The organism is Allosphingosinicella sp., from assembly GCF_036387215.1.
GTDB lineage: Bacteria > Pseudomonadota > Alphaproteobacteria > Sphingomonadales > Sphingomonadaceae > Allosphingosinicella.
Window position 1 is genome coordinate 1 of record NZ_DASVUE010000336.1, and the last position, 12,153, is coordinate 12,153.

The window sequence follows — 12,153 nt, forward strand, 5'->3', positions numbered from 1 at the left end:
CCGCCGGTCGAGCATCGCCTCGGCCGTCGAGACGAGCTGGACCACGACCGCCTGACTCGCGGCGACGTCGGCCTCGTCGCTGGCGATGTCGAGCTCAGGCGCTTTGCAGCAGCGCCGGATGCGCAGTTCGTGCGGCTCACCGAGACAGCGCTGGAGCGCCCCGATCTGTTGCAGATGCTGGCACAGCGGGCCATTCGCCATCCCCTGCTGATCGCCGAATTCTTGATACAGGAGACGACCTGCGCTTTGGGCTGCTGGTTGCTGACCCTCCACTCCTATGCGCAAATGGTCCCGGCGGGCGAGGCGCACGATAGCGAGCGTGTTCTAACAGCACTTCACGACGGACTGGGGCTCCTCCAACGGCTCCTCGAAGGCGAAGCACCGGGTCGGCAACCGGCCGAGGCGGCTGCCTTACTTGCCGCAGCGTCCGACTTCGTCGGTCGTCCGCGCCGCCTGCAATCGGCCGACCCAGCCGAGGCTATGGTTTTAGGAGCGCTCCAGGGATTGGGGACTGCCGCAGCACCCGTCGTCGACGCGCTCGCCGCTTTGGAAACAACGGGAACCCTGGACGCGCCCGCCTTCGTTGCCGCTCTGGAACTTATCGCGGGCGCCGACGTCGCGGAGGTCGTCACGCCGGAACGGCTCACCCAGACCTATGTCCAGGTGGTGCGGGTAAGCGATCGGCAGCTTTCCGCAGAGCTGGGCCGCGCGGGCCTGGTGGCCGAGGTGAACCCGAGGGATTTCACCATCGTCCGCACCTATCCCGTCGGGTGGCGCGCCTGGAACCTCGCTCTTTCGCCGGACGAGAAGCGCCTCTACACCGCCAACGGCCTCAGCGGCGACATGAGCGTGATCGACATCGTCTCAAATAAGCCGGTCGCCACTGTGAAGCTCGGCGGCCGCCCCTGGGGCATCGTCGCCGCGCCATGAGCCTGCTCCTCGCCCTCCTCATCGCCGCCGCTCCCCAGCGCGAATTGAAGGTCTGCGCCGATCCCAACAACCTGCCCTTTTCGAACAAGGCGGGCGAAGGCTTCGAAAACAAGCTCGTCGACATCATCGCCAAGGATCTGGACGCGAAGGTCACCTACGTCTGGTGGGCGCAGCGGCGCGGCAACGTGCGGGAGACGTTGAACGCCGGGCTGTGCGACCTCATCCCCGGCGTCGGCCCGACGCTCGAGATGCTCGGCACCACAAGGCCCTATTACCGCTCCACCTACGTGAGCGTGGTCCGCGCCGGCCGCGGCCTCGACATCGCCTCATTCGACGATCCCCGGCTCAAGACATCGAGGATCGGCGTGCAGCTGGTCGGCGACGACGGCGCCAATTCCCCTCCGGCGCACGCGCTCGCCAGGAGGGGGATCACCGGCAACGTGCGCGGCTACATGATCTACGGCGACTATGGCGCGCCGGCGCCGCAGGAGGAGATCGTCCGGGCCGTCGCGGATGGCGAGGTCGACGTGGCCTTCGTCTGGGGCCCCGTCGCCGGCTATTTCGCGCAGCGCCAGAAGGTCCCACTGACGCTCACCCCGGTTACCCCCGCCTTCGACGGGCCGCAGCTGCCGATGCTGTTCGACGTCTCCGCCGGCATCCGGAAAGCGGACCGTTCGCTGAAGCGTGAAGTGGAGGAAATCCTCCTCCGCCGGGCACCGGAAATCCGGGCGCTTCTGCTCAGCTACGGCTTGCCTGTCCCGACGCCCTGAAGCGCTTGCCGATGCTTTCCCGGAATTTACGGGCATCGCATCTTTGCCTCGCAAGAAGCCGAAGTCATTCGCGGCAGGCATTGGCCAGAGCTGCTTCGTGACCCTCGCTAGAGGAGCGCCTGCTGCCGCTGGTCATCGGGCACTGCCGGTTCGGGCGCTGCTTGCGCCACGCCGTGGCCGACGAGGCGCTGCAACGACACCGCCGTGAGGCCGAGCCGTCCGTGCTCGACGAGGAGCGTCGAACCTACGAGCGCCCGCCCCACCCCACCGATCGCCAGCGGCCGCGTGTCGGACAGGTCGATGATCGGCTCGGCAAGAAAGCCAAGGTCATCCGACCGCGCGCCATAGGCCGAAGCAATGCCGCCCACGATCTCACGCGTGGCGCCCGGGAGCCGAAGCCTCTCAAGGCCGGGCAATGCCGCCTCCAGGCTTGTCATCGGCTCGGCGGGATCGGTGAGGGCGCGTAGCGCGAGCCTCTTGGCGCGGCCCGTGAGTGCCTCAGTCAGTCCGAGATGCTCGCTTACCCTCCGTTCGATCGTGCGCGCCTCATATGCGTCCGGGACCGTCGCCACGATGGCGGCGGCAAGCGCCCCCTGCTCAAGGATGCGGGTGCGCAATCTCCGCGCATTGGAAATGCCTACCTTCACCAGGCCCTGCCCGAAGGAGGCCAGATAGACCGCGTGCGGCTCCAGATTATAGGCCTGCTGCTGCTCGCTGAGCTCGGACCGGAGCACGTTGTAGAATGCCGGATTGAAGCCGGACCGGCGAAAGCACTCGGCGCACTGGGTGCCGCCGCCTTCGGGCAGTTTCCGGAACGAGGGACAGGTGAATTCGGCGAAGGTGCGGAGATCATAGAAGCCGGTGCAGCGCCGTGACCTCAGCCGCTGGAGGGCGATCGTTTGCCCGACGATCGGCAGCTGGATCCGACGCACCGCCGACCCGTCAAATTCGTCGAGGATCAGAAGCGGTCCGCCGGACGTGAAGGCGCCTCCCTTCACGAACCGGCGAATGATTGGAGATGGATCCATTTCGCGCATAAACCCGCTTCGCCATATGCTACCGGATCCGGCCAGCCACAGCTTGGGGAGCCGGATGCCGGACCACCTGATCGATGCCAGCAATTCTGTCGAGGCCCGGTTCATCTGTTTCGAAGGTATCGACGGATCGGGCAAGTCCAGCCTGGCGCTGGCGCTCGCGGAGCGCCTCCGCCGGGAAGGCAGGACTACTATCGTGGTCGACAAGCAGCTGGAGGCCCCGCAGGACCCTCTCGTGAGCTGGGAAGTCCGTGCGCTGGGGGACGCGCTCTGGCGCTACCCGAAGGATGCCGACATCGGCCGGCTTGGGAGCCGCTACTGGCTGGGATTGATCGCACTCTGGTTCGAACTGGTCGATCGATGCTTGGTGCGCCCCTCGCTCGAGCGCGGGATCACGGTGATCGCCGGCGGTTGGTGCTACAAATATGCCGCCCGTTTCAGCCTGAAACCGGAGATCGGAGATGAAGATCTGAAGCGCGCGTTCCTAGGCCTGACGGAACCCGACGAAGTGATCCTTCTGGACATCGAACCGGCTGCCGCAATGGAGCGGCGCCAGGCGCTGAAGCCGAGCGAGGCCGGCGCTGCCGACGGCTATGGAGGCGACCCGAGATCGGACTTCATCGCCTATCAGGGGCGTGTCCGCGAGCAGCTCAGGAAGATGGCGGAGCTGCAGGATTGGACGGAGATCGGCTCCGCGGACGAGGACTTGGAAGGCGTTCTGGAGCGCGCGCTCGGCGCGCTTCAGGCGCGCACCGGCTGACCCTCGCAGTCGGCGCCGCTGCAATCCGGCACATCCCAGGGCTCGACCTCGATTTGCGGCCACTCCTCCTGCCATCTCGCAGCCTTGCTGCAATAGACATGCGCCAGCGGCAGCTTGGGATTCGGCCGCACCCTGAGATCGTGCGGATCCGCAAGGCCGAACGGCGCATAGAAGAGCCAGTCTCCCGCGGCGTTCCTGGTGAGCGCCACTGCCGTGCTTCGCGAGGGATAGCGAAGAAGCGAATGGTGGGCCTCGGCCACCGCCGGATAATCGAAGCCGAACTTCTCCCGGTACCAGAGCGGCACGCGGGCCTGGTTCCTGATCTGAACCTTCACCTCGAGGTCCGCGAACAGCCCCTCCGCCTCTCTGATGACCTCATCCTCTTTCTCCCACGTGGTGTCGGGATCGAAATAGATGAGGTCGTAATCGTCTATGCCGCGATGCGGCGCCCGCCCCTGCCTCAAATTCCAGATCGTCTGGACGAGGCAGCCGGAAGTGATCGCAGCCTCGACGCTCAGCCTTGGAAGCCGGTCGACGATATGCCGGACATAAGGGTTCAGCTGCACCAGCTCGATGAAGCGGCTGGCACGCCGGCGCGTCTGGAATCGCGGCAGAGCCGCGACTTGGGCGAAGAGCGGCAACGGTTCCGGATCCACGACATGCTCGCGCAGCTTCTTCATCGATGTCCGAATCCGCCCCCTTGGGAGCAGAGACTAAGCGGGGCCGAATTGCCGCGCAACTCGCCGGCAGCGGCCATGGCCGCATCCGCAGAGGAACCGCGCCGAAGTGGATGAAATTCCTGTTTAACCGAGCGTCGTCTCTCTTCAACATGGCCGGCCGCACAGTGGAGAGAGGGAAGGCAGGATCGGGTGCTGACGCGTCCCGCGATCATACGTTCGCCGCCCGCTGCGCACCGGCGCCTGGACCGGGCGGAGCGCGCCCATGTGGTGGGCGAGGCGCTTCGGCTTGCGGGGCTGGAGCGGAACGAAGCCGACGAATGCGCCGCTTCGGTCGCGCGCGCCGGCTTGCGCCCCGCCGCGATGGAGCAACTGATCGACCGCGCGCTTTCGAAGAGCCGCGGTTTACCCATGCGTGGGAGCCTGGCTGCAGGTGCGCTGGACCGCCGGTTCCTGCTGATCCCCGGTGCGGGCGAAAGAGCGTGGATCGCCAGCCTTTCGGTTCGTCTCGAAGAGCTGTTCGAAGGTTCAGGCCGTCCGGAGGGGATCGAGCTTGGAAGCGGGACCGAATGGGTCCGCGAGGCAGTGGTCGGTGAGGCCGCATACCGGCGCCTTTCCTGGCCGCATGTGAAGCTCGTCTCGCTCTATCATCCCGAGAATTTCCCGCTGCCGCGCTTCGCGCTCGGCATCTCCGACATCGCCCGAAGCCTTCGCAAGCAGATGATCGGACGCGTCAGCCTGTGCGACATGCAGCTCGGGCCGACGGCGGAAGCAGTCGTCGCCGAGATCGAGCGGGATCGGCCCGACATCGTCGGCATATCCTCGACGTTCGGGCAGCACGACGTTTTCGAGCGGGTTCTTCAAGGGATCCGCGGCATCGCAGGCTATGCGCCGCTGATCGTCGCCGGCGGGAGCCTTGCAGCCCTCAATGCCGACCATCTCGCCCGCCGCGGCATGTTGGTGGCGCTCGGGCCGGGCGAGCTTACCATGTCGGCAGTCGTTCGCTTCTTCCTCGGCGAGATCCCGGCAACGTCCATCCCCGCGGCATGCTTCGTCGATGACGACGGACAGCTCCGGCGGACGCCGGAGGTCAGCAACCGGCTTTACGACGACATCCTGCCCGAGCTCGACCTCGTCGAGGCGACGCTCGATGCCGGCGGCGTGACCCAGCTCGAGTCGAGCCGCGGCTGCAGCTATTCCTGCTCCTTCTGCCCGCGCGGGCATAAGGGCATCTGGGCCGGAGAAGCGGCCGAAGCGCTGGACGCGGTCCTCCCGGACATTGCCGGCGTCTATGACGAGCGCCCGGCGGTCGCGCGGAAGCTCTTCCTCGTCGACGAGGAATATTTCGGGTATCGGCCCGAGGCGGCCGAGCGTGCGGAGGGCGTCGCTTCGATGCTTGCGCGCCACGGCTTCAGGTTCGAGACAAGTTCGCGGGTCGACCAGGTCTGCCGCCCCACGCGCGGCCCCTCCTGGCATCATGAACGGATGAAGAGCTGGAGGAAGCTGGTTGAGACCGGCCTCGACCGCTGCCTCTTCGGCGTCGAGTCCGGCGTCGATTCCATTCTCGAACGCTTCAACAAGAAGACGAGCTCGCAGCAGAACGTGCTTGCCATCCGGACGCTCACCGCGCTCGGAGTGCCGATCCGCTGTACCTACATCACCTTCGATCCGCTGATGTCGATGGACGAATTGCGGCAGACGCACGAATTCCTGGGCCGGTCCGACCTCATCCTGAAGCCGCAGCCGGGAATGCAAGAAAGCGAGCTTCACGACGCCGTCCGTGATGAGGACTGGGTCAAGGCGCACAGCGCAGGACGGCCATTCTACGCTGCGGTGAGCTACATGCTCGTCTCGATGGAATGCCTGATCGGCTCCCCCTACCTCAAGCTGGTCCAGCAGCGGGGGCTGGCGGGGGCGACGAACCTCAACATGGGCCGCCGCGAAGCCCGTTATTCCGACGAGCGGATCGGAATGATGAGCTACTGGTCGCAAAGCTGGATCGATCGCAACTTCAGCCTCGATTACCTTCTGAAGAGCCTCGAAAAGGTGACCGGCGGCGAGGCTCGGGCGGCCGTTCGGGGGACGCGCGCATTGCTGAAGGCCAGCGCCTATGATCTGCTCAGCGACATGCTGGCAGGCGCCGGAGCAGCCGACAGCCATCGCGCGCCGTCGCTGCTGGACCGCAATTTCGATTTCTTGCGAAGCGAGATGGCGCTCGAGATCGACCTCCTCCTGCCGAAGCTGGAAGCCGGCCTCGCGCGCCGCCTGGCCGAGGAGCACGAGCGGTGGCGCGGCCGCTCGGGCTGGGAGCATATCAATGCAGCTTGACCGCACCCGCGTCCTTCAAAGCGCCGCTCCGGCAGCCGTCCGGAAAGCGGAGCTGCTCTCCGCGGGCGTGGACGTCTCGGCGGAATTCCTCCGCCGCTACGGCCCGCCCTTTCTCGAGAAAAGGCGCGCCTACGGGAATCCCGACCCGGATTCCGTCCGGCACCTCACCCTCCCGCAGGAGCTGATCCTGGAGCCGGACGGCCTTGTTGTCTCCGTGAACATACGCCCCCGTTCTCCCCACAAGCTCGACTGGGACGGCGGCTTCTGCATCCGGGGCGAGAGCGGCCGGATTCCGATCACCTTCCCGCTCCGCCCCCAATTCTACGATTACAAAACCCCCGACGACCTCAGGCTCTCGCGCGTGATTACGCTTTATGGCGGGGGGGCGCTGGGGATATTCATATATGGGAATTGCGCTCTCGTGGACATGGGCAAGGCGTGCCAATATTGCTCGATTGCGCCCAATCGGAGCCACGATGTCGACTTCGAGAAGGTCATCCGGCCCGAACGGATCGAGGAGACGGTGTTCCTCGCACTCAAGGACGAGGCCGCGCCGATCTCGCAGGTGATGCTGAACGGCGGCAACTTCCCCGACCCGGACCGGAGCTTCCTCTATTATGTCGAAGCGGCGCGCGCGGCGCGGCGCGCGATCGACCGTTCCGGCCGAAGCGTCGACCTCCATTTGATCGTCTTCCCGCCCCGCGACCTCGAACTCCTCGGCGAACTCAAGGGCACGGGCGCCTGCGTCGCCATGAACTCCGAGGTGTTCGACCCCGAGCTGTTCGCACGCTTCTGCCCGGGCAAGGAGCAGGTCGCCGGCCAAGGGCACATGGCGGCCGCCCTGCGCCGCGGAGCCGAGATCCTCGGCGAAGGCGCGGTCTATTCGATCATCGTCGGCGGGCTCGACGATCTGGCCACGCTAAGCACGGGAATGCAGAGGCTCGCGGGCTGGGGCGTCACCCCGGTGATCAACGTCTTCCACGCCGATCCCGGGACGCCGATGGAGCAGCACCCGATCCCGTCCGCCGGGTCCATCCTGGAGATGGGCCGGGCGCTCCAGGAGGTGTTCCAAGCCAATCCCCGGATGCGCCCCTTCTACCTCGATTGCGGACGCAATTCGCTCGACACGGAAGCCTATCGCGGCCTGTTCTGAGCCCCCGCGGGCTACCCCAGGAGCGCGGACAGCCGCGCCTCAAGATCCGGGCGAGCGATCAGGAAGCCGGCCTGCTCGCACTCGCCCAGGAAGAGCGCGGCCTCGGACGCGAGCGGCGTCCCGCCCGCCCGCATCGCGGCCGCTTCGAGCGCCGTCGTCACCGTCCCCTCGTCAAGCCCGACGATGAGCCGCGAGAGGTCCGCCGGCGCAGTCACCGCGGCTCCGTCTCCGGGCCGGACGAAGCGGAGCCTCTCGCCGTCGGGCAGGATGCCGATGTCGAGGTCGAGAACGGAGGCGCCCGGGGCCCCTCCGTCGCCGGGGTCGCGCGTCTCGCCGAGCCCCAGCAGCGCCCGCTCCGCCCAAAGCAGGCTTCGGCGGCCGAAGGCGACCGCACGCAGCGCAAAACCGAGGATATCGGCGTGCCCGAGCGTCGCCGGCACCCGCAGGAGATCGAAGAGCCGCTCCGCCGGGGACGCCGTCCCCCCGCCGGAGAGCGGAGTGCCGGCCGCGGCGATGGTTTCGAGCTGCTTGACCCGCCACTTGGGCGTCGGGTTCGTCTTTCCGAGCGCCGCGAGCAAGGCATCGCAGCCGAGCAGGACCGCCTCCTGGCTCGGCAGGATCATCGAGGTCCAGTCCCCTGCCCTGCGCATGCCCGCCAGATCCGCCTGCAAGTTTCCGAACCAGTAGCGGGTCCGCGCGAGGAGGTTGCGGATCAGCTCGCGCGGAGCAAGGTCGGTGCCGAGCACCGACTGGGCCTCCGCGCCCATCAGGGTTTCCCCGTTCAGCAAGGCGTGGAGCATCCGGCGCTGGGGGTAATCGAGCTCGAGCGCGGCCCGCCGGACGTCGACCGGCTCCCGGTTGAGCTCGCGCAGAAGCTCGATCGCGCGGCGAAAGGCGCGCTTCGAGACCGGCATCAGATCGCATTGCAGGCCGGCAATCTCGAAGGCGCTGTTCCTGCTTGGCGTTATGTCGGTTTCGGCGCCGCCGGTGAGGATGCACAGATCGAGGTCGGAGCTCGCATTGCCGAGGCCTTCCACCAGCGATCCGTAGGCGAAGACCGTGCTGGAGGGATCGACCTCCAGATGCCGAACGAGGTGTTCGGCAACGTCCGCGACGGAGAGCCCGCGGCTCGCCAGAGCGGCTTCGAGCGGCGCCGCTACATCCCTCATATCCTCAGCCGGCAGCCGCGACCGCATCCCTGAAGCCCGCGGCCGCCGCGCCGCCGCCGGCAAGCGCCGCCGCCCGCGGCCGAAGCTCCCGCTCGATCATCCGGCGCCGCACCTCGGCCTTGGACGCCGCCGAGAGATGTCCGAAGCTCTCGGCGATGGGGCTCCAGCCGGGAACGTCCGGCTCTTCGTCGCCCACTTTCAGGCAGCGCGCGAAGGTCGCATCCGCAAGGCCCGCGAGATGGGGCCTGGTTTCGATCATCCAGCCCACGAAGTCCCAGGCGAGCTGCGAATGCTCCCGCTCGTCGGCGACGATTGCCTCGAGCGCCGCGCGCACGTCCGGGTCGCTCGTCCGCTCCAGGGCGTCGGCCGCGAAGGCCACCGCGATGGTCTCGCTGACGCAGCCCTCCTCGATCACGGCGGCGAGTATGGCCGCTTCGTCGGGCGTGCCGCGCGGGCTGATCGGCTGAACGAACGGACCCGGCCCCTGCTCGACCCCCAGGAACCGCGCCGCAAGCCGGAAGCAGAGGATCGAATGCCGCACTTCGTCGTCCATCGCACGGATGGTCCGGCGGAGGATGGAAGGCGGCGCGCCGAGCTGCATCGCCTGCAGCAGGAAGGTCGAGAAGGAGGCGATCGACGCGTGCTCGTAGAGCCCGCTCCCGAGCCACAATTCGCCGATCAGCCTCCGGTCTGCCGGTTCGAGCGACACCGTCACTCGGCGGCTGCGGCGCTGCACCACTCCCGTCCCTCGACGACGGTCGCCACTTCGGCCTTGCCGTCGATGAACAGCGGCCGGCCGTGCGCGCTCACCATATCGAGGCGCGATACGGCACCGACGGCCGAGCTCGAAAGAATGCCGCCGTTCGTGGCGCCGGCGTCGAGAAGCGAGCCGAGCCCGGCAAAGCGTGGGTTCCGGCGCGCCAGATCCGCCGTCGAGGATGTCGACCTGACATTGCCCTCGGCGCCGCGAAGCTGCGCGAGATAGGCCCAGGCGATGCTGTCGCCGGAGTTCACTTCCTCGGCGGTCTCGAAGGCCTTGACGGCATCCCGGGTCCGCTTGTTGGCGATCAGCGCCAGGCCGAGCAGCGAGAAGGAGCTGATCCGCCCGCCCGTCGTGATCTCCTCCATCGCATAATCGGGCGCGGTGCTTGCAAGGCCGACCGCCGTCTCCAGCGCGCTCGCGGTCTTGCCGGCGCGAAGCTGGACCAGGACGAGGCGGGCAGCTGCCTCATTCTCCTTCGGGTTCATCGCCAGCGCCTGGACGAAGCTCGCCGCCGCCTGATCGTGGAAGGCGCCGAACGAATAGATGATGCCGCGGGCAAGCGCCCCGTCGGAGCTTTCGGAATCCGCGCGTTCGGCGGCGGCGCCGAGGAAGGAGGTCAGTCTTTTCGCAAGCTCGCCTGCGCTGAAATTGCTCATCGTCTGGTGCATGTCGGGTCCCCGTTCTTGGAAGGCGGGCAAACAGCCGAGGCCGACTCGGCCGCTCCCCGATTCTAATCAAAAGGCGGGGCCGGAGGCCGGGAGTTGCGTCCGTCGTGGACCATTTTCCCTGCCGCCCAAGGTGCAGACGATGGCGAGGCCGCGACCGCTTCCGGCGCGCCTACCGCCAGCGGACCGAATGCGTGCAGCCGAGCGGCAAGTGCTCGGCGAGCGCGGATCGGAGCAGCCTTTCCCGCCGGCCATCCCCTTCACCTCCAAAAGCTCCGATTTCGGCGCCGTCGAAAGAGCCGGTGGCGAGGGCGTGGGGCGTTTCGGGCTCGACCCTCGCATATCCCGGCATTCCGAACCGGGTCGAGCGGAACGGCAGCCAGGGCGCCTCGTCCGTGATGCACCGGTGAACGACCGGCACGTCCGAGCCGGCGGCAAGCAGGCTGTAGCTCGCGCTTCCGCGGCCGGTGCGAACCGGGGCGGCGAAGAGGCTGTCCACGGCGTCCAGCGAGTGGAACTCCGACGGCCCGAGCAATGTCGCGGCGACGAGCGCCGCGCCCGATCGTCCTTCGATCGCCGTGCCTCTGCCATAGCCGTCAACGACGCTGCGGCGAAGCACGAGCTGGACGCCCTCGGCGAGCCGAAGCGGACCCGCCAGACAGGATTCGAGATGAAGGCTCGGACGCTCCTCCACCGGCCCGTCCGCGGAAATCGCCCATATCGGGCGCGCGTCCCCTCCCCGCTCCCGCATCGCGGAGACTGCGTGTACGGTACAATGATCGAGCCGCGCCGCGACCGGCCCCTCGATGGCGATGGACCCGTCTATCCATAGCCCTCGAAGCACAAGCTCGAGCCCGGCGCCCGATGCGCCGACATGCAGCCGCCCGCGCACCGTGGGCGCCTCTCCGGGGGCCGCCTCGATGGCGAGACGGCGGCGCGCGTTGGGATCCGAGGGGCAGACGAGCGAGGCGCTTCGCACCGCAAGCCGCCCCGCCTCGTAGGTCGCGCTGTCGAGGATCCTGATCACGCCGTCGCCGGGAACGGATCGATAGGCCTGCAGCGCCGCCGCAAGCGAGGCGAAGAGCGGCGGCCGCCCCTCCGGAGCGGGACCCGCGGCCTCGCTATGGACGTGCGCCACCCAGGACGGTGCTTCTCCCCCCGCATCGGAGCGCCCGTAGGACCCGCCGCCGATGGGGCCAGGGCCCGCATAGCCGAAGCTCACCCTGACGTCCGCATCGGCAGCTCGGCCCGAAACCGGCAGACGCAGCCTTCCGAGCTCCGGATCGACGATCGCGCGCACGCGCCCCCCAGCGTACTGAAGAAAGTCGCCTTCGCCCCAATCGCTGAGATCGCCGACCACCAGCCGCTCGGGAGAAAGGGGGCGCCACCCGCCGGCGCGGCGCCTGACCAGTATCTCCACGGACCGCGCCAGAAGCGCCGGATCATCGCCGCGCGTCAGCGGCTCGGGAGCGTCCAGATGCCGGTCCGAAATTGCATCGAGGCCGGGAAAGGGCCGCGGCACGGCGGTGAGCCGGCAATCGACGCCCAGCGGGTGGAAGCGGTGGCAGCCCGGCCGCCGCGCCCGGCGCGGCTCGACGTTCACGAGCGGCATGGCCGGGTCGCGCCACACGTCGACCGTCACCGTCCGCTCGCCTTTTGACGGGGTGATCAGGACCGGCCATCCCGTGGAGCAGGCGAGCAGCCGCTCGGTTGCGGGATAGGTGCCTTTCCGCCTCGCAAGCGCGATCGCGTCGGCGACCAGGGCGCGCGGGTTCGCGAGGCCTTCCGGAAGATCGCCCGCGCCCACGAGGTCCGCTAGATACGGCAGCATCGCTGGGTCGCAGGTCTCGACGAACCAGTTGCGGTAGAGGCCGGCAATATCCCGCTCCACAACGGAGCGCGCC

The 12,153-nt window shown here is 67.9% G+C and carries 12 protein-coding genes; 5 read left to right on the top strand and 7 right to left on the bottom strand.

Going from position 1 to position 12,153, the window contains the following annotated elements; all coding sequences use genetic code 11:
- The coding region (locus tag VF662_RS13490) for a hypothetical protein (protein ID WP_464142156.1) at positions 1-201 on the bottom strand (201 nt) is incomplete at its 3' end.
- A gap of 303 nt (positions 202-504) precedes the next feature.
- Here VF662_RS13490 and VF662_RS13495 point away from each other — a divergent pair.
- Positions 505-930 carry a hypothetical protein gene (locus tag VF662_RS13495; protein WP_464142159.1) on the top strand — a complete coding sequence of 142 codons (426 nt, stop codon included), beginning with the start codon at positions 505-507 and terminating at the stop codon, positions 928-930.
- Positions 927-1,700 (top strand): substrate-binding domain-containing protein, encoded by a 774-nt coding sequence (locus tag VF662_RS13500; protein WP_464142161.1) that lies wholly within the window; start codon positions 927-929, stop codon positions 1,698-1,700. Before VF662_RS13495 ends, VF662_RS13500 begins: the two co-directional genes overlap by 4 nt.
- A gap of 107 nt (positions 1,701-1,807) precedes the next feature.
- Here the strand turns inward: VF662_RS13500 and VF662_RS13505 are convergent, their stop codons facing one another.
- Positions 1,808-2,728, bottom strand: coding sequence for a DUF2797 domain-containing protein (locus tag VF662_RS13505; RefSeq protein WP_464142163.1), 921 nt, complete (start codon positions 2,726-2,728; stop codon positions 1,808-1,810).
- Between the two features lie 64 nt (positions 2,729-2,792).
- Here VF662_RS13505 and VF662_RS13510 point away from each other — a divergent pair, with 64 nt between their 5' ends.
- A complete protein-coding gene (locus VF662_RS13510) occupies positions 2,793-3,494 on the top strand; it encodes a dTMP kinase (RefSeq protein ID WP_464142165.1) in 702 nt (233 codons plus the stop codon).
- On the opposite strand, the gene VF662_RS13515 is transcribed toward VF662_RS13510, so the two are convergent.
- Complete coding sequence (locus VF662_RS13515; protein ID WP_464142167.1) at positions 3,476-4,174, bottom strand: nucleotidyltransferase family protein; 699 nt, start codon at positions 4,172-4,174, stop codon at positions 3,476-3,478. The two genes, VF662_RS13510 and VF662_RS13515, sit on opposite strands and share 19 nt — an antisense overlap.
- Positions 4,175-4,363: 189 nt before the next feature.
- On the opposite strand from VF662_RS13515, the gene VF662_RS13520 reads away from it, so the two are divergent.
- Complete coding sequence (locus tag VF662_RS13520) at positions 4,364-6,499, top strand: B12-binding domain-containing radical SAM protein (protein ID WP_464142169.1); 2,136 nt, start codon at positions 4,364-4,366, stop codon at positions 6,497-6,499.
- Positions 6,489-7,652: a radical SAM protein gene (locus VF662_RS13525; RefSeq protein ID WP_464142171.1), complete on the top strand. Its 1,164-nt coding sequence runs from the start codon at positions 6,489-6,491 to the stop codon at positions 7,650-7,652. The genes VF662_RS13520 and VF662_RS13525 overlap by 11 nt, the downstream gene beginning before the upstream one ends.
- Before the next feature lie 11 nt (positions 7,653-7,663).
- Here VF662_RS13525 and VF662_RS13530 read toward each other — a convergent pair whose 3' ends face one another.
- From VF662_RS13530 to VF662_RS13545, 4 genes are all read right to left on the bottom strand, one after another.
- A complete protein-coding gene (locus tag VF662_RS13530; protein WP_464142173.1) occupies positions 7,664-8,821 on the bottom strand; it encodes a hypothetical protein in 1,158 nt (385 codons plus the stop codon).
- 4 nt (positions 8,822-8,825) lie between these two features.
- On the bottom strand, positions 8,826-9,557 hold the full coding sequence (locus VF662_RS13535; RefSeq protein ID WP_464142175.1) for a hypothetical protein: 732 nt from the start codon (positions 9,555-9,557) through the stop codon (positions 8,826-8,828).
- On the bottom strand, positions 9,533-10,252 hold the full coding sequence (locus VF662_RS13540; RefSeq protein ID WP_464142177.1) for a hypothetical protein: 720 nt from the start codon (positions 10,250-10,252) through the stop codon (positions 9,533-9,535). Before VF662_RS13540 ends, VF662_RS13535 begins: the two co-directional genes overlap by 25 nt.
- 169 nt (positions 10,253-10,421) lie before the next feature.
- Positions 10,422-12,153: phage tail protein (locus VF662_RS13545; protein WP_464142179.1), on the bottom strand; the 1,732-nt coding region annotated here is incomplete at its 5' end.

Excerpts from the sequence above, each read along its gene's own strand:
- VF662_RS13500 (WP_464142161.1), top strand. The coding sequence starts at position 927 with ATGAGCCTGCTCCTCGCCCTCCTCATCGCCGCCGCTCCCCAGCGCGAA.
- VF662_RS13525 (WP_464142171.1), top strand. The coding sequence starts at position 6,489 with ATGCAGCTTGACCGCACCCGCGTCCTTCAAAGCGCCGCTCCGGCAGCC.
- VF662_RS13510 (WP_464142165.1), top strand. The coding sequence starts at position 2,793 with ATGCCGGACCACCTGATCGATGCCAGCAATTCTGTCGAGGCCCGGTTC.
- VF662_RS13515 (WP_464142167.1), bottom strand. The coding sequence starts at position 4,174 with ATGAAGAAGCTGCGCGAGCATGTCGTGGATCCGGAACCGTTGCCGCTC.
- VF662_RS13530 (WP_464142173.1), bottom strand. The coding sequence starts at position 8,821 with ATGAGGGATGTAGCGGCGCCGCTCGAAGCCGCTCTGGCGAGCCGCGGG.
- VF662_RS13505 (WP_464142163.1), bottom strand. The coding sequence starts at position 2,728 with ATGGATCCATCTCCAATCATTCGCCGGTTCGTGAAGGGAGGCGCCTTC.
- VF662_RS13540 (WP_464142177.1), bottom strand. The coding sequence starts at position 10,252 with ATGCACCAGACGATGAGCAATTTCAGCGCAGGCGAGCTTGCGAAAAGA.